The sequence below is a fragment of the Methylobacterium sp. D48H genome, from assembly GCF_053345715.1.
Window position 1 is genome coordinate 823,275 of sequence record NZ_JBKFAP010000001.1, and the last position, 23,620, is coordinate 846,894.

General features: G+C 69.7%; 18 protein-coding genes and 2 tRNA genes. 10 read left to right on the forward strand and 10 right to left on the reverse strand.

The window, feature by feature from the left end; all coding sequences use genetic code 11:
- Positions 1-9 precede the first annotated feature (9 nt).
- The 8 genes from ACLBX8_RS04065 to ACLBX8_RS04100 form a co-directional block, all read right to left on the reverse strand.
- Positions 10-1,884, reverse strand: coding sequence for a Hint domain-containing protein (locus ACLBX8_RS04065; protein WP_447714638.1), 1,875 nt, complete (start codon positions 1,882-1,884; stop codon positions 10-12).
- A 756-nt stretch (positions 1,885-2,640) separates the two neighbouring features.
- On the reverse strand, positions 2,641-4,542 hold the full coding sequence (locus ACLBX8_RS04070) for a TRAP transporter large permease (protein ID WP_447714639.1): 1,902 nt from the start codon (positions 4,540-4,542) through the stop codon (positions 2,641-2,643).
- A gap of 12 nt (positions 4,543-4,554) precedes the next feature.
- Positions 4,555-5,571, reverse strand: a complete 1,017-nt coding sequence (locus ACLBX8_RS04075; RefSeq protein ID WP_447698072.1) for a TRAP transporter substrate-binding protein — start codon at positions 5,569-5,571, stop codon at positions 4,555-4,557.
- 303 nt (positions 5,572-5,874) lie between these two features.
- Positions 5,875-6,897 carry a transketolase family protein gene (locus ACLBX8_RS04080; protein WP_447680261.1) on the reverse strand — a complete coding sequence of 341 codons (1,023 nt, stop codon included), beginning with the start codon at positions 6,895-6,897 and terminating at the stop codon, positions 5,875-5,877.
- A complete protein-coding gene (locus tag ACLBX8_RS04085) occupies positions 6,894-7,745 on the reverse strand; it encodes a transketolase (protein ID WP_447698073.1) in 852 nt (283 codons plus the stop codon). The genes ACLBX8_RS04080 and ACLBX8_RS04085 overlap by 4 nt, the downstream gene beginning before the upstream one ends.
- 13 nt (positions 7,746-7,758) lie before the next feature.
- Positions 7,759-8,508, reverse strand: coding sequence for an SDR family NAD(P)-dependent oxidoreductase (locus tag ACLBX8_RS04090; RefSeq protein WP_447698074.1), 750 nt, complete (start codon positions 8,506-8,508; stop codon positions 7,759-7,761).
- A gap of 219 nt (positions 8,509-8,727) precedes the next feature.
- Positions 8,728-9,624, reverse strand: coding sequence for a LysR substrate-binding domain-containing protein (locus ACLBX8_RS04095; protein ID WP_447698075.1), 897 nt, complete (start codon positions 9,622-9,624; stop codon positions 8,728-8,730).
- An 886-nt stretch (positions 9,625-10,510) separates the two neighbouring features.
- Positions 10,511-10,600 (reverse strand) — tRNA-Ser (locus ACLBX8_RS04100).
- A 178-nt stretch (positions 10,601-10,778) separates the two neighbouring features.
- On the opposite strand from ACLBX8_RS04100, the gene ACLBX8_RS04105 reads away from it, so the two are divergent.
- The 10 genes from ACLBX8_RS04105 to ACLBX8_RS04150 all read left to right on the forward strand — a co-directional run bounded on the left by ACLBX8_RS04105 (position 10,779) and on the right by ACLBX8_RS04150 (position 21,508).
- A tRNA-Gln gene (locus tag ACLBX8_RS04105) sits at positions 10,779-10,852 on the forward strand.
- 198 nt (positions 10,853-11,050) lie between these two features.
- Positions 11,051-11,362 carry a hypothetical protein gene (locus ACLBX8_RS04110; protein WP_447698090.1) on the forward strand — a complete coding sequence of 104 codons (312 nt, stop codon included), beginning with the start codon at positions 11,051-11,053 and terminating at the stop codon, positions 11,360-11,362.
- Positions 11,363-11,401: 39 nt separating this feature from the next.
- Positions 11,402-12,778: a PepSY-associated TM helix domain-containing protein gene (locus ACLBX8_RS04115; protein ID WP_447714640.1), complete on the forward strand. Its 1,377-nt coding sequence runs from the start codon at positions 11,402-11,404 to the stop codon at positions 12,776-12,778.
- A gap of 25 nt (positions 12,779-12,803) precedes the next feature.
- Positions 12,804-13,196, forward strand: coding sequence for a DUF2946 family protein (locus ACLBX8_RS04120; RefSeq protein ID WP_447714641.1), 393 nt, complete (start codon positions 12,804-12,806; stop codon positions 13,194-13,196).
- A 56-nt stretch (positions 13,197-13,252) separates the two neighbouring features.
- Positions 13,253-15,562 (forward strand): TonB-dependent receptor family protein, encoded by a 2,310-nt coding sequence (locus ACLBX8_RS04125; RefSeq protein ID WP_447714642.1) that lies wholly within the window; start codon positions 13,253-13,255, stop codon positions 15,560-15,562.
- Positions 15,563-15,685: 123 nt separating this feature from the next.
- Positions 15,686-16,663, forward strand: a complete 978-nt coding sequence (locus tag ACLBX8_RS04130; protein ID WP_056527425.1) for an ABC transporter substrate-binding protein — start codon at positions 15,686-15,688, stop codon at positions 16,661-16,663.
- Positions 16,660-18,726 carry a sensor histidine kinase gene (locus ACLBX8_RS04135; RefSeq protein WP_447714643.1) on the forward strand — a complete coding sequence of 689 codons (2,067 nt, stop codon included), beginning with the start codon at positions 16,660-16,662 and terminating at the stop codon, positions 18,724-18,726. Before ACLBX8_RS04130 ends, ACLBX8_RS04135 begins: the two co-directional genes overlap by 4 nt.
- Positions 18,723-19,121 carry a response regulator gene (locus ACLBX8_RS04140; protein ID WP_020096377.1) on the forward strand — a complete coding sequence of 133 codons (399 nt, stop codon included), beginning with the start codon at positions 18,723-18,725 and terminating at the stop codon, positions 19,119-19,121. The genes ACLBX8_RS04135 and ACLBX8_RS04140 overlap by 4 nt, the downstream gene beginning before the upstream one ends.
- Positions 19,118-20,383 (forward strand): adenylate/guanylate cyclase domain-containing protein, encoded by a 1,266-nt coding sequence (locus ACLBX8_RS04145; protein ID WP_447714644.1) that lies wholly within the window; start codon positions 19,118-19,120, stop codon positions 20,381-20,383. Before ACLBX8_RS04140 ends, ACLBX8_RS04145 begins: the two co-directional genes overlap by 4 nt.
- Before the next feature lie 138 nt (positions 20,384-20,521).
- A complete protein-coding gene (locus ACLBX8_RS04150; RefSeq protein ID WP_447698097.1) occupies positions 20,522-21,508 on the forward strand; it encodes an ABC transporter substrate-binding protein in 987 nt (328 codons plus the stop codon).
- A gap of 63 nt (positions 21,509-21,571) precedes the next feature.
- Here ACLBX8_RS04150 and ACLBX8_RS04155 read toward each other — a convergent pair whose 3' ends face one another.
- Positions 21,572-22,048, reverse strand: a complete 477-nt coding sequence (locus ACLBX8_RS04155; protein WP_447714645.1) for a YidB family protein — start codon at positions 22,046-22,048, stop codon at positions 21,572-21,574.
- Positions 22,049-22,111: 63 nt separating this feature from the next.
- Positions 22,112-23,527 carry a TAXI family TRAP transporter solute-binding subunit gene (locus tag ACLBX8_RS04160; RefSeq protein ID WP_447698098.1) on the reverse strand — a complete coding sequence of 472 codons (1,416 nt, stop codon included), beginning with the start codon at positions 23,525-23,527 and terminating at the stop codon, positions 22,112-22,114.
- Positions 23,528-23,620 lie beyond the last annotated feature (93 nt).

Genomic DNA, 23,620 nt, shown 5'->3' on the forward strand with positions numbered 1-23,620 from the left:
GGTGGCGCGTCAGGCGGCCAGCAGGGGCCGCCACACGCCCGCCGCGTCCGCGGCCATGGCGCAGATGACCGCCTCGTCGATCGAGCGGCGCACCTCGACCACGTGCGGCACACCGGGAGCGAGGGGCGCCTCGACGCCGAGGTCGAATCCGTGCCGACCGTCGCCCACGCCCGCCGCCGCGATGTCGGCGCGGTACTCCGCCGCCACCGTCACCGCCACGATCGTCCCGTCGACCACGATGTCCAGGCATACGGGGGCGTCGGGCTGCGCGGCGTCTTGGGCCCAGCCGGCCACGCGCAGCGCGCCGTCCGCGCGCAGCGCGCAGCGATCCAGCCACGCCCGCACCGCGCCCGGACGCGACGTCGCGCCGGCCCGACGGATCAGCCGCCTGCGCAGGGCGGCGAGCTGGGGACCGAGCGCGGTGCGCGGCGCGTAGGCCTGCGGACCGATCGCGCTGTCGTCCGGATCGCGGCCGTCGAAGAGCCGCCGGAGGCCGGGAGCGGGCAGGAAGCTCTCGGCCGGCGCGCCCTCCGCCAGCAACAGGTCGTGGCTGTCGAGCTCGACATGCCAGTAGGTGAGATCGATCACGCGCTCACCGCGGGTGATGCTGGTTCCGTTGACGAGGTGGCCGGCGGCGACGAACAGCCCGTCCAGCCAGACGGCGTGGTCCGGCGAGACGAGCAGATCGCGGGCGGGGACGCCATCGTCGAGCGCGCCGGCCCGGATGCGCACAGGCCGCTCGGTCGGCGGAGCCGACGATCCGGGATAGGTGCGGCGACCGATCCACCGGATCGGCCGATGCAGGCCTGCGGCCGTGACGACCCTGTCGCCCACCGCGAGCCGCTCGACAGCGACGTCGCCGCGGTCGGTCCTGATGGACGTGCCGGTGCAGTAGCACGGGGCGTTTCCCGACGCCGCGGTCCCTTGAGGCGTTCCCGAGGACGATTGAGAAGATCCATTCGACCCGTTGGCGCCCGATGCAGGCGCCGTCGAACCGGAGTTCGACCCGGTCGCGCCCGGCTGCGCTCCGGCCGCGCCGGCGCCCGACCGGAGACCGGCCGTCGCCCCGTACAGGCCCGGATCCCGGCCATCCGGCGACGACACGCGGTCCTGCGGCACCGCGACCGCGTTGGGGTTGTTCGAGTAGACGCGGATATAGTCGATGCTCGAGCTGAAGCGGGTGCCCGTCGTCGCCGTGCTCTGCACGGCCAGGTTGGCCAGCAGATACATGGGGCTGTGCAGGTCGGACGGCGTCGCCTGCGAACCGACGAGCTGACCGTCCACGTAGAAGCTGATGCGATCGGCCTGCCAGTTCATGCCGTAGGTGTGATACCCGTTGGGATTGGGCATCTCGCTGTAGACTTGGCGGGTCTGCTGCCAGGTCGTTCCGGGCGGCTGCGGGTCGGTCGTGTGGATCGTGCTGTAGACGCCGCGGTCGTTGTTTCCGTAATGCTCGACGACGTCGAGTTCCTGGTGCCCGTTGGCGCTGCTCGACTGCGGGCTCTGCTGATTCGGCAGCAGCCAGAAGGCGTCCCAGGCATCGGGATTGTTGGAGAAATCCGCGCGGATCTCGAAGTAGCCGTAAGTCTGCGAGAAGTTGCCCTGCGTACTGATGAGGCCGGACTGCCAGCTGCCCGGATAGCCGGACGCGCTCGTCCCGGGCGGCGCCGCCGTGATCGTCAGGACACCGTTCTGGACGCTGAAGGGATCGTAACCGGACCCGGAATCGAGGAACGAGGACCGGCCGAAGCCGATGTCGGAGTTGGCGTCGTACCGCCACTCGGCGCGAATATCGCGGTAGGTCGTCCCGACGCCGTTCTGCGAGATGCTGCGCGCGTTGAACTCGTCGTCGTAGGTCAGGCGATAGCCCGTCAGATCAAGCATCGACGCCGTCTCATCACCGTTCTGGTTCGCCGGACGTGGCGCGCTGTCAAATCAAGATTGCCAACAAGCAATCCGCGAATAGTTAATAATGTCCTGCAGGTCGCGCGGACGAAGTGAGCATCGGCTGCGACAGGCCATCGCCTGAACGCCCGCCGGTCGCGTCGCGCCATCGAGCAGGGAAAGACGACACGGTTAAGGCTGACTAACCGTATCGGGCACGTGGCGCAAATCAGTCACGGCGCCGCGCGGCTGCGGCCGTACTGGCTGACGGTCAATCGAGGCGCCGCACGGAACGGCCGTGACGGGCTGGAGGGCCGGTGACGGCGGGGCCTCTACCGCGTCATCGCGGCCAGCGGATCGGAACGCTGGGTGATGCTCGACCGGATGCTCGGACGTCGCCGCGCGATGAGCCTCGGGTCCGCCCCTGCTGTCGCCGCAGAAGCTGTTCAGGCAGGCGATCGGTGCCGGCCCTCAAGGCATTGCAGCCCCGATCTTCCGGGCCAGAACGCGCGTGCAATGGAAGGAGCCGGCGCAGTCGCACGCGATCGCGGGGGCAAGCGGCGATCCGATCCAGCACGTGGCCTTGTCCTGGGCGACCGATGAGCGACAGGCCGCGCTCGCCGCCCTCTTCGGTCGGGCCGTGCGGCCTCGCGGGTCGGCGGCACCTCCCAGGATGCGCTGATCGGACCGTCCCCCGACGAGGAAGCGGCTGCATTCCGTTGGATGCAGCCGCTTCCTGGATCGCGTTGCAGCGCCTCAGAGGAACCCGATCGAGAACCAGGGGACGAGGATGATGGCGAGCAGCCCGACCAGCAGGGCCAGGATGTAGCCGACGATCGGGCGCATCCCGGCGTCAGGGTTGATCCGGCTGATGGCGCAGGCCGCGTAGTAGCCGACGCCGAAGGGCGGGGCGAACAGGCCGATGCCCATGGCGAGGATCACCACCATCGAGTAGTGCACCTCGTGCACGCCCACCGCCCGCGCGATCGGGAACAGCAGCGGCCCGAACAGCACGATCGCCGGTATGCCCTCCAGCACCGAGCCCAGGATGATGAAGGCGAAGGCCGAGACGAACAGGAACCCGAGCGCGCCGCCCGGAAGGCCCTTCATCACGACGGCCAGCGTCTCCGAGAAGCCCGACTGCGTGAGCGCCCAGGCCATCCCGGTGGCCGCGCCGATGATCAGCAGGATCGCGCCGGACAGGGCGGCGGTGGTCACCAGCATCGGGTAGAGCCGCCGCCACTCGAACTGACGGTAGATCAGCAGGCCGGCCAGCGCCGCGTAGACGATGCCGATGGTCGAGACCTCGGTGGCGGTGGCGATGCCCTCGACCACGGCGAAGCGGATCACGAAGGGCAGCGCCAGCGCCGGGATCGCCACCAGGAAGGCGCGGCCGATGACCCGGCCGGACGGCCGGGCGACGTGGCTCAGGTCCTCGCGGCGGTAGCGCCACCAGACCAGCGCGCACAGCGTCGCGGCGAGGACGAGGCCCGGCATCAGGCCGCCGGTGAACAGCGCGGTGATCGACACGCCGGTGACCGAGCCGATGGTGATCAGCACGATCGAGGGCGGGATCGTCTCGGTCTGCGCGCCGGTGGTGGCGAGCAGGGCCACGAGGTCGCCTTCCTTGGCGCCGCGGGCCTTCATCTCGGGGAACAGCACGGGGGCGACGGCGGCCATGTCGGCGGCCTTGGAGCCGGAGATGCCCGAGACGAGGTACATGGCCCCGACCAGCACGTAGTGCAGGCCGCCGCGGACGTGTCCCAGCAGCGAGGCCAGGAAGCCGACCATGGCTTTCGCCATGCCGGTCATCTCGATTAGCAGGCCGAGGAACACGAACAGCGGCACGGCGAGCAGGATGAGGTGGCTCATGCCCTCGTCCATGCGACCGACCACCACCATCGACGGGGCGTTGGTGGTCAGCGTGATGTAGGCGAAGGTCGACAGGCCGAACGCGAAGGCGATCGGCACGCCGGAGAAGACCAGCGCGCCGACGCCGACGACGAAGAACAGCAGCAGGTTGAGGTTGCCCAGCCCCGCCAGCCAAGGCTGGAGGGCGGCGAGCCCACCCGCGACCGCAATGCCGAGCACCAGCGCGCCGGCCGTCATCCGCCAATCGGCCGTTTCGAAGAGGCGGATGACGGCGACCAGCAGCATCAGGCCGAGGCCGATCGGCAAGGCAGCGGCGCGCCACGCATTGTTGAGATCGAGGGCCGGCGTCTGGACGTAGATTTCCTCGGCCGCGAACTCGTAGGCGGGGTGCAGGACGAGGCTCACGAAGATCAGGCCGGCCACCAGCGCGACTGTTTCCAGAAAGGCGCGGGTGCGGGGTCCGGTCATGGCGACGATCGCCGTCATGCGCATGTGCTCGGCGCGGCGGAAGGCGACCACGGCGCCCAGCATGGCGAGCCACAGGAACAGGATGCCGGCGAGTTCGTCCGACCAGACGAGCGGCTCATGGAAGACGTAGCGGCTCACGACGCCGGCGAGCAGCACACCGATCTCGGCCAGCACCAGCAGAGCGGCCGGGATCTCGACGAGATGACCGAGGAACCGATCGGCGGTCCCGAGCCATGGGTGACCGCTCAGCGGGGGCCCGTGCAGGCCGTGACTGGGCGTTGCCTCGACAGAGGCGGCGGCGGCGATATCGACGTGCATAACACCCCACCCTCAACCGAGCTTGCCGGATACGGCTTCGAGGTGGCTCCAGCCGACTTCACCGAACTTCGCCTTCCAGTCCTTGTAGAAACTCGTCTTGGCGAGAGCGGCACGGAAAGGCTCTCGGTCGACATCGATGAACCTGATCCCTTTCTCTGACAGGGTCGTGCGCAGAGAGTCGCTGAGCCTGGCCACGTCCGCACGCTGATCCTGACCCGAGCGGTCGAACTCCCTGGTCACGATCGCGCGCAGGTCCTCGGGCAGCTTCTGCCAAGCGCGCTTGTTTCCGAGGATCCAGTAGCCGTCCCAGACGTGGCCGGTCAGGCTGCAGGACTTCTGCACCTCGTAGAGGCGCGTGGTGGCGATGATCGGCAGCGGGTTCTCTTCGCCCTCCACGACCTTGGTTTGGAGCGCCGAGTACAGCTCGTTGAAATTGATGGGCGCGGCCCCGGCGTCGAGGGCCTTGAAGAGCGAGGTAAGCATCGGTGCTTGGGGCACGCGAATCTTAAAGCCATTCAGATCCTCGGGCGTCCTGATCTCACGGGTCGATGAGGTGATCTGACGGAAGCCGTTGTCCCAGCTCTTGCAGATGGTCGTGATCGGCGTCTTGGCGATCTCGGCGCGGACATAGTCGCCGAGCGCCCCGTCCATGGCCTTCCAGACGGCATCGTAATCCTTGAAGGCGAAGCCGGTGTTGGGCAGGCTGGACGCCGGCACGAAGGTCGACAGGATCGAGTGTGAGAGGTTGAAGAACTCGACCGAGCCGTTCCGCACCTGCGACAGCAGGTCGGTGTCCGAGCCGAGTTGATTGGCCGGGAACAACTTGATGTCGACGCGCCCGCTCGTCGTCTCGCGGATCCGGTCGCACGCTTCCTGCGCCCGGACGTTGACCGGATGGGTCGGGTCCTGGCCGGTGGCGAGCTTGTAGCCGAATTCGGCGGCCTCGCCCCGGCGCGTGATGATGCCGAAGATCGGGACAGCCGCGGCGCCGGCAAGAAGTGTCCGACGGCTTATGTTGAATGTGCTCACGATTTCACTCCCTGATGATGCTCGGTGGCGCGATCCCGCCTGCTACGGTCCTTGAGATCGCCGGCCTCTGCCCATGCGCGCAGGTCGCCCTTTTGCTGAGCGTTTTTATTGTTTTGATCGAATATTGAATTCGATAATTGTTTTCAGGCGCGCATCATCGCTCAGAGCGCGCGATGCGACCGAATGAATAGAGAAATCATTCTACGGCACAGCATGATCGCGGACGCGGAGATCCGCGATCATCTCAATTCAGCTCAGTTATGGGTGCGAGCAGTCGCTTGTCGGCGCGAGCGACGGCTGCGCCTACAGCCAACCGCGGATGCTTCGAGCCATCGCCTCGGTCGAGATGCCGTAGCGTTCGTGAAGGGTCGGCAGCGCTCCGGCGTCGAGGAACTCGTCCGGCAGGCCGACTTGACGGAAGCCGCGCTCCGGCAGGGTACCGTCGCGCATCAACAATCCCGCCACGGCCTCGCCGAGGCCGCCGACCACCGAGTGGTTCTCGGCGACGACCACGAGGCGCCCACCGCGACGGGCCTCGGCCAGGATCGTCGCCGCGTCGAGCGGCTTGATCGTCGGCACGTGCAGCACCGCCACGTCGACCCGATCCTCGCGCAGGGCCTCGGCCACCTCCAGGGCGCGCATCGTCATCAGGCCCGACGAGATCACCAGCACGTCGCGGCCATCGCGGATCGTCTTGGCCTTGCCCCACTCGAACCGATAGCCGTACTCGTCGAGCACCAGCGGGACGTTGCCGCGCAGCAGCCGCAGGTAGACCGGGCCCTGGTGGGCGACCATCGCCGGGACCATCTGCTCGATCTCGTGCGCGTCGCACGGGTCGAGGATCGTCATGTTCGGCATGCCGCGGAAGATCGCGACATCCTCGGTCGCCTGATGGCTGGGCCCGTAGCCGGTGGTCAGGCCGGGCAGCGCGCAGGCGATCTTGACGTTGAGGTTCTCCTCCGCGATCGCGAGGCAGATGAAGTCGTAGGCGCGCCGCGCCGCGAACACCGCGTAGGTGGTGGCGACCGAGACGAACCCCTCGCGGGCGAGGCCAGCGGCCGCGCTCATCAGGAGCTGCTCGGCCATCCCCATCTGGTAGAACCGGTCCGGATGGGCCTGCGCGAAGATGTGCAGGTCCGTGTACTTGGCCAGATCCGCCGAGAGGCCGACGATGTCGGGCCGGGTCTTGGCGAGCTCCACGAGGGCGTGGCCGAACGGGGCGGGCTTCGTGCGCTGCCCCGGGGCGGCCAGCGAGGCGATCATCGCCGAGGTCTTGGCGCCGCCGCCGACGCGCGGCGCGGGCCTCTCATATTTCGAGCGTCTCACTGCACCCTCCCCTCGTCCAGGATCTCCAGCGCCTGCGTCCACTCGGCCGGCTCGACCCGCAGGAAGTGGTTGCGCTCGCGCTCCTCGAGGAACGGCACGCCCTTGGCCATCTTCGTGTCGCAGATGATCACCCGGGGTTCGGGACCAGGATGGTGCCGGGCGGCATCGAAGGCCTTCACGAGCGCGTCGATATCGTTGCCGTCGACCCGCTGAACGAACCAGTTGAACGCCTCGAACTTCGGCGCCAGCGGCTCGAAGTTGAGAACCCCGTGCGAGGGGCCGTCCGCCTGCATGCCGTTCACGTCGACGATGCCGATCAGGTTGTCGAGCTTGAACGAGCCGGCCGACATGGCGGCCTCCCAGGTCGAGCCCTCGTCGAGCTCGCCGTCGGAGAATAGGTTGTAGACGAAGCTCTTCGCGTTCTTCCGCTTGAGCCCAAGCGCCATGCCGACCGCGATCCCGAGCCCGTGGCCGAGCGACCCGCCGGTGATCTCCATGCCGGGCGTGTAGGCGGCCATGCCGGACATCGGCAGGCGGCTGTCGTCGCCGCCGTAGCTCGTCAGCTCGTCCTCCGGGATGATCCCGGCCTCGATCAGCGCCGCGTAGAGCGCGATGGCGTAGTGGCCGATGGAGAGGCAGAAGCGGTCGCGGCCCTCCCATTCCGGATCCTCCGGACGGTAGGTCATCGCGTGGAAGTAGCTCACCGCCAGCACATCGGAGATGCCGAGCGCCTGGGCGATGTAGCCCTGGCCCTGGACCTCGCCCATCAGCAGGGCGTGGCGGCGGATATTGTAGGCCCGGTCGGCCAGCGAGATGTTCGAACCCTCGTGGGGCCGTTCGGTTGACATGAGGTCCTCCCTCTCAGTGGATCAGCATTCCGCCGTTCACGTCGATCACCGAGCCGGTGATGTACGCGGACAGGTCGGAGGCCAGGAACAGGCAGGCATTGGCGATGTCGTCGGCGACGCCGAGGCGGCCGAGCGGGATGCCCTTGGCGATCTCGACCTTGAGCTCGGGGGTGAGCTTGTCGCCGGTGATGTCGGTCTGGATCAGACCGGGAGTGACGGAATTGACCCGGATGCTGTCAGCGCCCAGCTCGCGAGCCATGGCCTTCTGCAGGCCGAGGACGCCGGCCTTCGCCGCGGAATAGTGCGGGCCGCCGAAAATGCCGCCGCCGCGCTGAGCCGAGACCGACGACATGCAGACGATCGAGCCGGATTTCTGCTTCCGCATCTGCGGGACCACGGCCTGGCTCATGTAGAGCGTGCCGCGCAGGTTGACGTCGGTGACCGCGTCATAGTTCTCCGGCCCCACATCCATCAGCTTGAGCGGCTGGGTGATGCCGGCGTTGTTGATCAGCACGTCGATCGAGCCGAGGCGGGCGATCGTCTCATCGGCGGCAGCTTGGCATGCACCCCGGTCGGTGACGTTGCAGGCGAGGCCGAGATGACCGTCACCGAGATCGCGGGCGGCCGCCTCGGCCTGGCCGGCGTCTAGGTCGAGGATGACGACGCGGGCGCCCTGCTTCGCGAAGAGCCGCGCGGTGGCCTTGCCGATGCCGCGGGCGGAGGCCGCCCCGGTGATCACGCAGACCTTGTTCTCGAGAAGCATGTAGACCCTCCCTGCAAACCGGCCGAACCCGGCTTCTTCTGCGATGGGAGGCGGAGAAAGCGTGGCATGAAGCCAGCTCACCCTCTTGGGCCGCGCTCTGACGGGCGTCAGCGTCCGAGCCGTTTCCTCGCGTCCTATCGTTGACGCCCTTATGGCTGCCCGAGAGGCAATGAACAAACGCGAAGATTGCATTCAAACATGAATGAAATTCATTAAACGCTATTCCAGCTCCGAGATCGGCGATACAGACAGTTCTTTAGCGAGCCAGCGCGCGAAGATCCTCAGAGGTTCGCGCCGTCGCGATGATGGCGGAAAGACGAGATGGTGACCGGTGTAGTGGATATCCACTGACCGACCTGCAAGCGGCGCCACGAGGCGTCCGATCGTCATTTCCCGTTCCGCGAGTCGTGTCGACTCCAGGGCGACGCCGAGGCCGTCGGCCGCTCCGGTCAATGCCAGGAAGCTGCGGTCGAAGCGCAGGGCTGCGGATGCCGGCGCCGTGAGGCCGTTCTTGTCGAACCAGTGCGGCCAGCGCACCAGTTTCGTGTCGCTCTGGATCAAGGGATGCCGGAACAGATCGGACGGCTTCTTGATCTGCTCTGCTCGCGACGGGTCGCAGAGCGGCGTCACCGTTTCCACGCCGAGAGGCATGCGCAGCAAGCCCTCGCCGCGCGGGGGGCCGTAGACGATATCGGCATCGAACTCGTCGTTGGTGAAGCGCGCGTAGTCCATGCCTGCGGCCAGTCGCACCTCCATCCCAGGATGGTCGCGCAGAAAACCCGCTAGCCTGGGCGTCAGCCACTGTGCGGCAAAGCTCGGGGCGCAATGCAGGCGCAGCAATTGCGAGCCGCGCGTCGAGATCATGTCGAGCCCGCGATGCAGCTCGGCGAAAGCCCGGCTGACGTGATCGAGGAGCGCCTCTCCCGCTGTCGTTGGCGCGATACCCTGCCCGACGCGCTCGAAGAGAGGCACGCCGAGCGACTCCTCGAGCTTGCTCATGGCGTGGCTGACGGCGCTGGCCGAGAGATTCAGCTCGCCGGCAGCCTCCTTGAAAGAGCGACGTCGCGCCGCTGCCTCGAAGATGCGGAACGCGGACAAAGGAAGATCCGAAGCCATGACGCTATCTTAAAGTCTCTCATTTGATGAGAGTATCATATCGCCTATTTGCGAGCAGTTTCCTCACGATGCTTGATCTTATTGCGCTGACTGCATCCGCGACAATGAATAACGCGTCACGATGCCCTGCCCGCCTTATGACCGGTCGCCTTCCGGGTTGAGGGCCTAGGCATTCCATAGGGGCACCTGCCGCATGAGATGATGCGCCAGTGTCTGGTCGAAGCAACACCTATCGGACCGCTTCCCCTTCTGTCCGCGCGGGGAACCAGCGCGCATCGGTCCAATCAGCAGGATCGAACCGGAGGCAGCACGTCCGCTTCGAGACGAAAGCGCGACATCCAATTGCCATCCTGAGCGGACAATCAGGACCGGCTCCGGCAGCCCGACACGGTCGTCGCGTTCCTCGCACGCCCACCCTTCTGGACGCGCTTCGGACATGAGAATAGCTCAGCCGCTGGCGCCGGCAACTGCTGGACCTAACACATCAGGCTTGGCAATATGGTCCGCGGTATGCGACACCCGCTCCGGCTCTTCCAGAGCATCATCTTCTGCCCCGCCGACACCGCCGCGCGGGGCTATTGTGCGTTCTGCTCATCAGACGCGCTCTCAGGCTGTTAGGGTCCTGGGTCGGGCTGATGCTCGGATGGGTGGGGATGAGCCCTGCCCGCGAGCCGTATCCGTCCGACGTTTCCGATGAGGAGTGGGCCCCGGTCGCGCCCTAGCACCACGTCGACCGCGGCGTCGATCGCCTGATCCGTGATCTCGGCGGCCTCGCGCAGCCCGGAGACGGTCGGGGGTCCCTGAGCCAACGAGCCCCGTCAACTGGTGGGGCAGATGGTGGGGTGGACCGCCAAACGGCGGGGATCTCTCCACAATCCAGGCCTACTGGCGGAAGGGGTGGGATTCGAACCCACGGTGGAGTTGCCCCCACGGCGGTTTTCAAGACCGCTGCCTTAAACCACTCGGCCACCCTTCCTGGCAGCATCGGCGACCTCACGGTTACGGCCGCGGCCGAGGTGGCGTCAACCGCAGAACAACCGGTTGACCTCCCGAACCATTCCGCCTATCTCACCGCCCACGCCCGGAGCCGCTCGATGCGCTGCGGGCTCTGCCCCGCCATCTTCGAAACCGGATGCGCAGGGCTGACGGCTGATTGGGGGATAGTTTAACGGTAGAACGGTGGACTCTGACTCCTCTAGTCCTGGTTCGAATCCAGGTCCCCCAGCCACCGCGCCGGCCCGCCCGATCTCAGATCCGGCGGGTTTTTTCTTGCCCGGAACCCGGCGCATCCTCTGATCCTCAGCGAGGCGCGAGTCTGGCACGGACCGAACAGCGGTCGGCCGTTGACGCGCCGCGGCGCGGCCGCCTAGATCGGTCCATGCGCCGGTGCCAGCCTCTCACGGTTCGAGGGCGCGCGATCATCGGCTTGGTCGCGCTCTACGCGCTGCTGCTTCAAGCCTTCCTCGGCTTCGCCATCCCGGCACAGGCCCGGGTCGATCCGGACGCGGTGATCTGTGCCGGTCACGCCTCGGGTGACCCCGCCGGCCCGGTGGCGCACGCGCATCCGTGCTGCACGCTCGTGCAGGCCGGCGCGCTGGTCCTGCCGATTATCAACCCGACCGCGACCGACTGGCCCGTCGCCGCCGAGACGCGCCGCGCGTGGCGCCCCGAATCCGAGATCCCGAAGACCGGCCCGCCGGCCTCGACGGGCACCGCGCGAGGTCCACCCAAGGCCTGACGATCCCGCTCCCGATCGTTCAGGCACGGACCTCCCATCATGTCGATTGTTCTCCACGGCGACGCCCCCGCGTACGGGGCGGCGGCAACGCGGCGACTGTCCCGCGACGCCGTCTATCGGGCCGTCTGGCGGTGGCACTTCTACGCCGGCCTGCTCTGCCTGCCCTTCCTGATCGGCCTCTCGGCCACCGGCGCACTCTACCTGTTCAAGGACGAGATCAACGGCAGCCTGTTCGCGTACCGGACCCGGGTCGCGCCGCAGGCGACGGCGCCGATCGGCCCGGACCGGCTGATCTTCAACGCGCTGCAGGCCGTGCCCGACGGCGCGCCCGTCACCTACATCGACCCGGCCGCGCCGGACGCCGCGGCACGGGTGACGCTCGCTTCCGGCGACCGCCGGATCCACGTCTACCTGAACCCCTATACCGGCGACGTCCTCGACCGCGTCGACCGTGACCGCGAGCTCATGGCGGTGGTCCGCGGACTGCACAGCCTCGCCCTGGTCGGGCCCCTCGCGAACGCCGTCATCGAGATCGTCGCCGGTTTCGCGATCGTCCTGGTGTTGACCGGCACGTATCTCTGGTGGCCCCGCGGCCGCGCGGGCGGCGTCGTCACGGTGCGGGGCGGCCCGCGCCGGCGCGTGTGGTGGCGCGACCTTCACGCCGTCACCGGGTTCGTGGCCGGCGGCGGGCTGCTCTTCCTGGCCCTCACGGGCCTGCCCTGGTCGATCTGGTGGGGGCAGGAACTGCGCGCGTGGTCGAACGCCGTCGGCCTCGGGCAACCGGCCGCGCTCTGGGCGAATCGGCCGGTCTCGACGGTGCCGCTGCGCGACCGGCTGGAGGATGCCGGGTGGACCCTGCAGGACGCGCCGGTGCCGCGCTCCGTGCCGGCCGCGGCCGCGAGCGTCGGGATCGACGAAGCCGTGGCGATCCTTCGACGTCTGGGGATGCCCCCCGGCTTCGAGCTGGCGCTGCCCGTCGGCACGGACGGCGTCTACGCCGCCGCGATCTACCCGCGCGACGTCACGCGGCAGCGGGTCATCACCCTCGACCAGTATTCCGGCCGCCCGCTGGTGGACGTCCGTTTCACCGATCTCGGACCGGTCGGCCGGGCGATCCAGTACGGGATCGGCATCCACAAGGGCGAGCACTGGGGCCGCGCGAACCAGTTGGCGATGCTGGGCTTCTGCCTCGCCACATTCCTGCTCGCCGTCACCGCCGGGACGATGTGGTGGAAGCGGCGCCCGGCCGGCGGCCTCGGCGTGCCACCCTGGCCCGCGGATCGGCGGGTGGCCGCGACCGTGACCGCGATCATCCTCGGCCTCGGAGCGCTCTTCCCGCTGACCGGGCTCGCCATCGGCGCCATGGTCGGTCTCGACCTCGCCGCGGGCCGGCTCCGAAGACGGTGGGCGCGCTGAGCCGGTGCGGGCGGGCGCCGTGCCCGTGCACACGTCTGCGCGCCTGAGACGCGGGCGCCCGGGCCTCCCGGGCGCGGTGCTGATCGCGCTCGCGCTCTGGATCCAGGCGCTCGCGCCGGCCGTCGCGCTCCGGATGGTGCAGGCGGATCGGGGCGCGCTGCCCGGCCAGATCCTGCGCGGGCACGCGCCGGATCAGGCCGGTGACGCAGCGGTCGGCCCTGGCGCGCCGGCACCGGGGTCCTGCGCCCTCTGCGGGCTGTGTCGGGCCGGTGCCGTCCCGCCGCTGCTCCCGCACGCGCCCGGCCTCGCGCGCCGCCTGCGCTGGACGGCGGTGGCGTGGCCGATCCCGCCCCCCGTCCGGACCGCGTCGGTCCCCGCCGTCATCGGCCAGCCCCGCGGGCCGCCCCGCTCCGCCTGATCGCCCGTCCTCCGGGCGGCGCCGCCGCTCGCCCCATCGATCAGACGAGACCTCCGATGACCTCCGACTCCCCCGTCCTGCGCGGCGGCGCCCTCGCGTTCCTGCTCGCCGGAAGCCCCCTCCCCGCCCTCGGCCAGGCCGCCGTCACCCTCGAGGAACTCTCTGTGGAGGGCGAGGCCGCGCCCGTTGCGGGCCGGCCCGCCGCGCCGGCCTTCGGCGTGGCGGCGCCGCCGGGCTCGGCGCCCGCGGTGATCGAGCACCCGGTCGGCGAGATCGTCACCGGCATCGGCCGCGACGACACGATCGCGAACCGGCCGGCGACCAGCATCGGCTCGGTCCTGGTGAACAGCCCCGGCGTGACCGTGCGGCAGGGGAACGGCGGCCGCGACGTGGTCATCTCGATCCGCGGCAACAACGCCCGCTCCACCGGCGTGATCAAGAACACCGTCGTCTTGGAGGACGGTTTCATCCTCACCCAGCCGGACGGGGCGTCGCGCTTCGACCTCACGGACCCCCGCGCCTACGGCCGGATCGACGTGTTCCGCGGGCCGCAATCGCCGCTCTTCGGCAACTACGCCACCGGGGGCGCCATCGCGTTCCGGACACGCACCGGGCGGGAGATCGACGGCTACGAGATCGGGGTGGATGCCGGCAGCTTCGGCTACCTCAGCAACTATTTCACCGTCGGCGGCGTCAGCGGCCCGTTCGAGATCAGTCTGTTCGCCAGCGATGTCCGCGCGAACGGCTACCAGGACCACGCGAGCTACGACACGCAGACCATCAACCTGCTCGCGAGCTACACCCCGACTCCGGACAACCGCTTCACCCTGAAGGTGATCAACAACACCCTCGACGCCAACCTGCCCGCCCGCGCGTCGCTGGCCCAGTACCGGATCAACCCGTACCAGCGCGGCTGCGCCGCCGCGGCGAGCGCGACCCCGGGCTGCACCACCTTCAACCTGTTCCGGAACGGGGCGTTCGGCGCGACCGTGCCGGTGACCGCCGACGAGGGCGGCTTCGGGCGCAACGACCGCCGGACCCTCGTGGCCGCCCGCTGGGAGCACGACATCGACGCGTTCACCACGTGGCGCACGCAGCTCGGCTTCGACGAGCGCAACTTCGATCAGCCGTTCTACACGACCTCGTCGCGGGGCTCCTACCCGTCCTGGAACTTCCTGACCGACCTGACCCGGCGGGGCGACCTGTTCGGCCTGCCGGCGACCGGATACGTCGCGCTGGCCTACAACACGATCGACAACCACATCACCACCTTCAACCGGGCCCCGTACGACGGCCCGCGCCTCGGGGCGCTCATCGGCGATCAGGCGGCGGTGCAGTCGAACCTCGGCGGCCGGGCGCGGCTAGAGCTGGCGCTGTCGGACCAGTGGACCGGCATCCTCGGCCTGAGCGCCGAGACCACCTCGATCACCGGGCGCAACATCGCCTACGCGTACGCGGCGAGCGGCACGACGCGGACGGTGGCGGACGCGAACCGGTCCTTCCTCAACGTCGCCCCCGAACTGGCCCTGGTCTACCGGCCGGACGCGGCCTGGGCGCTGCGCGGCCGGGTCGCCACCGGCTACACCACGCCGGCCGCCAGCAACCTGTTCATCACCCCGGCCGGGCTGCCCGGCAACAACACGCAGCTCCGGACGCAGGAGAACCTCGGCTTCGATCTCGGCGCCGAGTGGAGCCCGGTGGCCGATCTCCGCCTGAGCGTGACCGGGTTCTACGAGTTCTTCCGCAACGAGCTGGTCTCGCAATCGCCGGGGGCCGGCCTCCTCGCCTACACGTTCAACGCGCCGGCCTCGGAGCATCGCGGCATCGAGGTCGGCGCCGACTGGGCCTTCGCGCCCGGCTGGCGCGGGACGCTGGCCTACACGTTCGACGACCAGATCTACACCCGCTACACCGAGCAGCTCAGCGCCGGCAGCCTGACCCGGTCCTTCGACCGGGCCGGGAACCGGATCCCCGGGGTTCCGGCCCACCAGCTCCTCGCCCGCCTCGGCTACGACGTGCCGAGCGGCCCACTCGCGGGTCTCGGCGCCTTCGTGGAGACGGTCGTCCAGGGCGATTTCTACCTCGACAACGCCAACCTGCTGAAGGCGCCCGGCTACGCGGTGGTCAACGCCAACCTGCACTACGCCACGGAGCTGACGGGCGGCTACGCGAAGCGGCTGAGCCTGTACGTCGAGGTGCGCAACCTGTTCGACACGACCTACGTCGCCTCCGCGCAGAACCTCGCCAACAGCATCAGCGGCACGACCGGACTCCAGAACGGCGCCGCCGTGCTGGCGACCACCACGGGATCGGTCTTCGCGGGTGCTCCGCGAAACATCGTCGGCGGCATGCGGCTGGCATTTTGATAACTGCGCGGCGGCTCGCGCGTGGTGTCGCAGTCGAGCGTGCACTATGCTTCGGCAGTCGATCGCAGGGCGGGGCCTGAGCGCGCGGCGGGGCCGTGGGCGGGGATGTGGCGCGATGGTCCGATGAGGCGGCGAACCGTACTCGCTGGGTTGCCCCTGGCGCTCGCCGGGTGGCCGCGCACCGTGCTGGCGCAGGGTCAGGCCCATGTCGCGGCCCTCTGGCCGTTCGCGGAGGGCGATCCCGAGGGCCGGGTGCTGGCGGAATCGTTCCATGCCGGCCTGCGCGACCACGGTCATCCCGATCAGCGGGTCGACGATCGCTGGACCGGGGCCGACCGCGAGCGCACGCGTCTCCTCGCGACCGAACTCGTGGCCGCACAGCCGCAGGTGATCTTCGCCTACCTCAGCGCGCAGCTCACGGCCGTGGCGGCCCTGACGAAGCAGATCCCGATCGTGTTCGTCGGCGCCTCGAACCCGGTCCGCTTCGGGTACGTGGAGAGTCTCCAGCGCCCGGGCGGCAACATCACCGGCTTCACGCTCTACGAGGCGCCGCTGGGCGGGAAATGGGTGGCGGCCCTCAAGGAGGCCGTTCCCAGCCTCAGGCACGTCACGCTCCTGTCCAATCCAAGCACCGAGATCCGCGGCGAGAACCTCTACGCCGAGCCGTTCCGCGCCACCGCGGCCGCGCTCGGGATCGAGCCGGTGGTGGTGAAGATCGACAAGGCGGCCGAGATCGAGCCCGTGATCGCCGCGCTCGCGCGGCGGGGCGACGGGGGCCTGATCGTCGCCCCCGGCACATTCAGCGAGGCCAACGGCGACCACATCGTCGCGCTCACCACGAGTCTCCGGGTCCCCGCGGTCTTCGCGATCCGGCGTTTCGCCTACCGAGGCGGCCTGATGTCGTACGGACCGGATCCGGTGGAGACGGTCCGTCGGGCCGCCGCCTATGTCGGCCGCATCCTGCGCGGCGAGAACCCCGCGACCCTGCCGGTCCAGGCGCCGACGAAGTTCGACTTCATCGTGAATCTCAAGACGGCCCGCAGCATGGGCGTGACGATCTCGTCGGCGCTCCTCGCCCAGGCGGACGAGATCGTCGAATGACGGCGCCGCGCCCGACAGCCGCCCCGCCGGCCGCGACAGCGCCGCCGCGCTGGTTCCGCCTGCCGCTCGCGGGGAAGTTCGCGGTGGCCTTCGTGGGCCTCGTCAGCCTCGTGCTGCTCATCAACGGCGCCGTCGACCTGACGCTGAACTACCAGGACGCCAAGCGGACCGCGATCGAGACGCAACGCACCAAGGCGCGCGCCGCCGCCGAGCGCGTCGACGCCTTCCTATCCTCGATCGAGGGCCAGATCGGCTGGACGACGCGCGCCGAGTGGCGGCGCGTCTCCCCCGAGCAGCAGCGCTACGACTTCATCCGCCTGCTGCGCCAGGCGCCGGCCATCACGGAGGTGGCCTATCTCGATCCGGCCGGCAAGGAGCAGCTGCGCGTCTCCCGACTGGAGCCGGACTCCGTCGCCAGCGGCAAGGATTTCTCGACCTCGCCGCGCTTCATCCAGGCGCTCGCCCAGAAGACGTGGTTCGGCCCGGTCTATTTCCGGCGCGGATCCGAGCCGTACATGACCGTCTCGGTGGCCCATGCCGGCCGCGACCCGGGCGTGACCGTCGCGGAGGTCAATCTCAAGCTGATCTGGGACGTGGTCAGCGCGATCAACGTCGGCGAGCACGGCTACGCCTTCGTGACGACGGCGACCGGTCGCCTGATCGCGCACCCGGACCTCAGTCTCGTCCTGCGCGACACCGACCTCTCCGGCCTGCCCGAGGTCGCGGCGGCCCTGCCCGGCTCCCGCATGATGGGTCAGGACTACGAGATCACGACCGGCCTCGACGGCGGCTGGGTGCTGGCGGCTCACGCCACCATCCCGCGGGTCGACTGGATCGTCTTCGTGCAGGAATCGCTGCGCGACGCCATGGGGCCGGCGCTCGAATCCGTGATCCAGACCACGTCGTTGATGGGTCTCGGCGTCCTGCTGGCGGCGGTGGCGGGCACCTTCCTGGCGCGGCGCATGGTCGTGCCCATCCGCGAGCTCGAGGACGGGGCGGAGCGGTTCGGCGCGGGTGACCTGTCCGAGCGGATCGTGATCCGCACCGGCGACGAGATCGAGACCCTCGCGCACCGGTTCAACACGATGGCGAGCCGGGTCCAGGATTCCTACGAGACGCTCGAGGCCAAGGTCGAGGAGCGGACCCGCGACCTCAACCGGTCGCTCGACGATCTCCAGCGGGCGCAGAGCCGGCTCGTGCAGTCCGAGAAGCTCGCCTCGCTGGGGCAGCTCACCGCCGGCATCGCCCACGAGATCAAGAACCCGCTGAACTTCGTCAACAACTTCGCCTCGCTCTCGAACGAGCTGGTGGACGAGCTGCGGGAGGTGCTCGAACCGACTTCCCTCGACCCGGACACGCGCGCGGAGGTCGAGGAGCTCGCCGGCCTGCTCAAGGGCAATCTCGAGAAGGTCGTCCAGCACGGCAAGCGCGCGGACTCGATCGTCAAGAACATGCTGCTCCACTCGCGCACCGGGTCCGGCGAGCATCGCCCGGTCGAGGTCAACACGCTGGTCGAGGAGAGCCTGAATCTTGCCTATCACGGGGCCCGTGCGGCGAAACCCGGCTTCAACGTGACCCTCGTGCGCGATTACGATCCGGCGGCCGGCCTCGCCGACCTGTACCCTCAGGAGATCACGCGGGTCCTGCTGAACCTGATGTCGAACGGATTCTACGCCACCGAGAAGCGGGCCGCCGACGGCGAACCAGGCTATGCGCCCACGCTCTCGGTCGCCACCCGGGACCGGGGCGACGGCGTCGAGATCCGGGTGCACGACAACGGCACCGGCATCCCGGACAGCGTCAAGGCCAAGATGTTCGACCCGTTCTTCACTACCAAGCCGGCCGGCGAGGGAACGGGGCTCGGCCTGTCGCTGAGCCACGACATCCTCGTCAAGCAGCACGGCGGAACGGTTGACGTCGCCACGGAACCGGGTGCCTTCACGGAATTCATCATCACCCTGCCGCGGCAGAGTGTTACGCCGGACGCGCCGCCTCGGCCACCGACCGTGGCGGCGACCGAGCCGGCGACCGAGGCGGCGACCGAGACTGAGAGCCAGCCATGAACGTCCTGATCCTCGTCGTCGATGACGAACCCGACGTGACAGACCTGTTCCGGCAGCAGTTTCGCCGCGAGCTGCGCGCCGGACGCTTCGCGATGGCCTTCGCGCACTCGGCCGCGGAGGCCCTGGAGCGGATCAACGGCTCGAACGAGCCGAGCCTGATCCTGATGCTGTCGGACATCAACATGCCCGGGATGACCGGCCTCGAATTGCTGCCCCTGGTGCGCGCGGCCCGGCCCGACGTGCCGGTGATCATGATCACGGCCTACGGCGACGCCGAGACGCGCGAGAAGGTCCGCGCCGCCGGCGCCGTGGGCCTGATCACCAAGCCGATCGACTTCGCCGTTCTGAAGGCCGAGATCGATCGCCGTCTGTCCGCCTTCGCGGGGACCGAATGACGCCCGGTGCGCCGAGCGCCAAGATCCTCGTCGTCGACGACGAGCCGGATCTCGAGGCGCTGATCACCCAGAAGTTCCGCCGCCAGATCCGGCAGGGCCTCGTCACGTTCCTGTTCGCCCACGACGGGCAGGAGGCGCTGGACCGCCTGGCCGAGAGCCGCGACGTCGATCTGGTGGTTTCCGACATCAACATGCCGCGGATGGACGGGCTGACCCTGCTCGCCAAGCTGCAGGAGCTGGCCGAGCGCCCCTCGATCATCATCGTCTCGGCCTACGGCGACATGGCGAACATCCGCACGGCGATGAACCGGGGCGCCTTCGACTTCCTGACGAAGCCGATCGACTTCGCCGACCTCGAGACGACGATCGAGCGGACGCTGCGCCACGTCGAGGACCTGCGCGAGGGGCGGCGGCGGCAATCGCTCGCCGAGCGGGCCCACGCCTCCCTGGCCCGGTACTTCTCGCCGAACCTCGCCGAGCGGCTCGCGGGGGACGCGTCGGGCCTCGAACTCGGCGGCCACCGCCGCGACGTGGCCTCCCTGTTCACCGACATCGCGGGCTTCACCAGCCTGGTGGAGAGCCTCGACCCGGCGCAGCTCGCCGAGATCCTCAACGGCTACTTCGCCGAGATGACCGACGTGGTCTTCGCCCACGAGGGGACGGTGGCCAAGATCGTCGGCGACGCCCTGCACGTCCTGTTCGGCGCGCCGGGGGATCAGCCGGACCACGCGGCGCGGGCGGTGGCCTGCGCCCTCGCCCTGGACGAGGCGGCCGAGGGCTTCCGCAATCGCTGGCGCGAGCGGGGAATCGAGATCGGCGTGACGCGGATCGGCGTTCATGCCGGCCCGGCGATCGTGGGCAACTTCGGCGGCGGCCGCTACTTCGACTACACGGCCTACGGCGACACCATCAACACGGCCGCCCGTCTGGAGAACGCCAACAAGGCCTTCGGCACGCGGATCTGCGTCAGCGACGCCGTCGTGATCCGCGCCGGACAGTTCCGCGGCCGCCCCCTTGGCGACCTCCTCCTGCGCGGCAAGCAGACGGCCCTGCGCGCCTACGAACCCCTGACGGAAGCAGCCTGCGGCGACGCGCTGCTCGCCCAGTACCAGGACGCCTACGCCAAGCTCGATACCGGGGAGGCCGGCGCGCTGGCCGCCTTCGCGGCCCTGGTCGGTCTGCGCCCCGACGACGGGGTGGCGGCCTTCCACCTGAAGCGGCTGCTGAACGGCGGCAGCGGCAGTCGGGTCGAGGTCCGCTGAGTCGCGCGCGCCCGGCTTCCCCGTCGCCCGCCCCGATAGCCCCGCCTTAAGGCAGCGCCTATTACCGTCCGAGGGCGTGCGATCGGAATCCCTCTCGATCGGCGATGCTCGGAACGGGTTCGGACGGGAGACCGGCGGATGAGACGGCGCGACGTCATCGCGGCCCTCGGCGGCGCGGCCGCGTGGCCGGCCCTCGCCGCCGCGCCGGCGAAGGGTCAGCGTCGCCTGGGGATCCTGCTGGTCTACGGCGCGGCGCATCCCGACAGTCCCGTCATCGTCGAGACGCTGAAGGAGAGCCTGAAGCGGGCCGGCTGGATCTGGGGTGAGAACCTCACGGTCGACCTGCAGTACGGCAACGGCGACGCCGAGCGGATGCGCGTCCAGGCGGAGGAGATCGTCGCCCGCGCGCCCGACGTGGTGCTCGCGCAGGGCGTCGTCGGCGCGACCGCGCTCCAGCGGGCGACCACGACGGTTCCGATCGTCTTCATGATGCTTCAGGACCCGGTCGGCGGCGGCTTCGTGACGAACCTGTCGCGGCCCGGCGGGAACCTCACCGGCTTCACCAACTTCGACTTCGTCCTCGTCGGCAAGTGGCTGCAGCTCCTGAAGGAACTCAGCCCCGGCGTGACGCGGGCGCTCGCCCTCATCAACCCCGATTACCGGGCGCGCTTGGCGGGCTACACGGCCGAGATGGCCCGGATCGGCCCGGCACTCGGGATCGATGCCCGGATCGCGGGCGTGCACGACGCGGCCGAGATCGAGGCGGCGATCGCCGGCTTCGCCGCCCAGCCGAAGGGCGGCCTCATCGCGCTGCCGGACGCGGTGACCGGGGTGTACGGCCAGCTGATCGTCGATCTGGCGGCGACCCACCGCCTGCCGGCCGTGTACGCCTACGCGGCGCCGGTCCATCTCGGCGGCCTCGCCGCCTACACGACCAGCGTCGAGCAGGACGTGCAGCGGGCGGCGGGCTACATCGATCGGATCCTGCGCGGCGCGGTGGTCGGCGACCTGCCGGTGCAGGCGAGCGAGCGCTTCATCACCCTGCTCAACCTGACGACGGCCGCCTCCCTGGGATTGACCATCTCGCCCTCGCTGATGGCGAAGGTGGACGAGCTGGTCGAGTAGCGGCCGCCGGAACCGGTGCCGGTCGTCGCGGCGGCACCGCCGCGACGACCGCGATGGAGCGGATCAGCTGAAAGCCGGCAGGCGTCCGTCGGGCGAGTAGCGGCCGATGGCCGAGGGCAGGTCGCGCGAGAGGCGCGCCAGCAGCTCGCTCTTGCTCAGGCCGGTGCGCTGCTCCAGGGCCGCCAGCGTGTCCGGTCCGATGGCGCGCTCCAGATCCGCGGTCGGGATGTCGCGGTTCGGCCCGTGATTGATCCAGGACTGGGCCGTCTCGGCGTGGCCGCCCTTGGTGAAATGGTCGACCAGCTCGGTCAGGCCCCCGGCGATGAGGCCGCCGACGCCGCCCGCGCTGGCGCCGCCGAGGAGCCGATCCAGGTTCGCCGGGATGGTCGAGCTCGTCGCGGGCGGGACCTGCGGCGCCGGCGACCGGGACGCGTCCTTGGCGTGGCCGCCGAGCCACTCGGCGATCCGGTCGCGGTTCTGGTAACCGGCCACGGCCAGCAGGCCCAGCAGGGCGGTCATCGAAGGGTATCCCTTGCTCATCGCGTCGTCCTCTTGAGGCGGGCCCTCGGCCCGGGTGGTACGGCGGTCATCCGCCGCAATGGGTCAGGCCCCGCTCGGGCCCGCGTCGCTCGCGACCGTCCGGCCAGCCAACGCGGACCCGTCCTCCGCGCTCCGTCCGGTCGTGATGGCGCGCTTGACCGTCGAGCGGGCGGCGTCGATGGCGATGGCCGCGGCCGACATGGTCCGCGCCTCGGTCGGTCGCTCGAGGGCGTGCTTGGCGATGTCGCCCGCGAGGTCGTCGATCTCCCGGGCGAGGCTCTCGAGACGCGCCGGGTCGGTCGTCTCCTGCGCCTCCTGGCGGATCCTCAGCAAGCGGTCCGTCGCTTCCTCGACGCGCTCCCGGCGCAGGCGCGACAGGCGCTGACCGATCCAGGCGAGCGCGGAGCCGATACCGCCGCCGAGGAAGGCGAGCAGGTAGATCCAGGTCTCGTAGCGCTCGATGAAGCTCTGCTGCTCGCGCTCGTAATAGTCGACGGCGCCGGGATGGATCGGCAGCCGGGCGCTCGTCGCGCCGACGGTCCCGTCATAGGCGGGCGCCTGGAAATAGTCGGCCGCGGGCGTGACGTTGGCCATGGCGCTGCGCAGCTCGAACAGGTGCTGAGTGACGTCGGCTGCCACCGAACGGGCGAGGTTCGCGCGCGCCATCAGGCGGTACGAGGCGCCGACCGTGTGAACCTCCGCGTCGGGCACCTTGGGGCTGCCGCCGAAGGTCTCGGCCGGCATGGTGACGACCTGCAGCCGCGGCAGACGGGCAACGATCGCCTCGGCGTTCTCGACATCCACGAAGGAGATCTTGCGATCGCGGCTGGCCGCCTGGACGAGGCCGACGATCCGCTGCGCCGTCGGCGCGGTCGGCGCGATGACCGAGATCACCGCGTCGACCCGCTTCCGGGCGAAGGCCGCGCCCAGGTCGCTCTCGGCCATCTCGACCAGGGCGACGTGGCGCGGCGGCAGCGCGCCTGCCGGCTCGGTGGTCACCAGCGTCAGACCGTAATGCTCCAGCATGGCGCGGATGAGCGCCTCGTCGGCGTCCCTGTGGGCCAGGATCGCCAGGCGCTTGCGGTCGAGATCGGGGAAGCGGGCGATCCCGGCGGATTCCGGCGACGCGATGATCATCGCCTGGTCGCGCAGGATCGCCAGCGTCAGGCCATTATCCGGAAGCTCCACATCCGGCCGCACGATCGCCAGATCGGCGCGGCCGTCGCCCAGCGCCTCGGCGCTGTCGCGCACGTCGTCGAAGGGCAGGATCTTGAGGCGGATCTCCTTGTGGCGCTTGGCCAGGGCGTCCGCGTAGGCCTGGATCAGGGCCGGCTCGGTTCCGTCCTTCGGCGCGACAGCGATCGTCAGGACGGTGGCCCGCGACGCCCAGTAGGCCACGCCCGCGCCGACGCTCAGCAGGATGGCCAGCATCAGGAAGACGAATTCCTGACGCAGGAAGAGGCTGGCGAAGCGCCGCATCGGCTCTGCTCTCGCGCATCGAGCGGCCAGGCCCGGCACCGTGCCGGGCAAGGGCCTGAGGGCGGCGCCGAGGGGACGGCGCCGCGGGACGGG

Excerpts from the sequence above, each read along its gene's own strand:
- ACLBX8_RS04085 (WP_447698073.1), bottom strand. The coding sequence starts at position 7,745 with ATGTCAACCGAACGGCCCCACGAGGGTTCGAACATCTCGCTGGCCGAC.
- ACLBX8_RS04125 (WP_447714642.1), top strand. The coding sequence starts at position 13,253 with ATGACCTCCGACTCCCCCGTCCTGCGCGGCGGCGCCCTCGCGTTCCTG.
- ACLBX8_RS04160 (WP_447698098.1), bottom strand. The coding sequence starts at position 23,527 with ATGCGGCGCTTCGCCAGCCTCTTCCTGCGTCAGGAATTCGTCTTCCTG.
- ACLBX8_RS04145 (WP_447714644.1), top strand. The coding sequence starts at position 19,118 with ATGACGCCCGGTGCGCCGAGCGCCAAGATCCTCGTCGTCGACGACGAG.
- ACLBX8_RS04140 (WP_020096377.1), top strand. The coding sequence starts at position 18,723 with ATGAACGTCCTGATCCTCGTCGTCGATGACGAACCCGACGTGACAGAC.
- ACLBX8_RS04150 (WP_447698097.1), top strand. The coding sequence starts at position 20,522 with ATGAGACGGCGCGACGTCATCGCGGCCCTCGGCGGCGCGGCCGCGTGG.
- ACLBX8_RS04130 (WP_056527425.1), top strand. The coding sequence starts at position 15,686 with ATGAGGCGGCGAACCGTACTCGCTGGGTTGCCCCTGGCGCTCGCCGGG.
- ACLBX8_RS04135 (WP_447714643.1), top strand. The coding sequence starts at position 16,660 with ATGACGGCGCCGCGCCCGACAGCCGCCCCGCCGGCCGCGACAGCGCCG.
- ACLBX8_RS04095 (WP_447698075.1), bottom strand. The coding sequence starts at position 9,624 with ATGGCTTCGGATCTTCCTTTGTCCGCGTTCCGCATCTTCGAGGCAGCG.
- ACLBX8_RS04090 (WP_447698074.1), bottom strand. The coding sequence starts at position 8,508 with ATGCTTCTCGAGAACAAGGTCTGCGTGATCACCGGGGCGGCCTCCGCC.
- ACLBX8_RS04115 (WP_447714640.1), top strand. The coding sequence starts at position 11,402 with ATGTCGATTGTTCTCCACGGCGACGCCCCCGCGTACGGGGCGGCGGCA.
- ACLBX8_RS04070 (WP_447714639.1), bottom strand. The coding sequence starts at position 4,542 with ATGCACGTCGATATCGCCGCCGCCGCCTCTGTCGAGGCAACGCCCAGT.
- ACLBX8_RS04155 (WP_447714645.1), bottom strand. The coding sequence starts at position 22,048 with ATGAGCAAGGGATACCCTTCGATGACCGCCCTGCTGGGCCTGCTGGCC.
- ACLBX8_RS04065 (WP_447714638.1), bottom strand. The coding sequence starts at position 1,884 with ATGCTTGATCTGACGGGCTATCGCCTGACCTACGACGACGAGTTCAAC.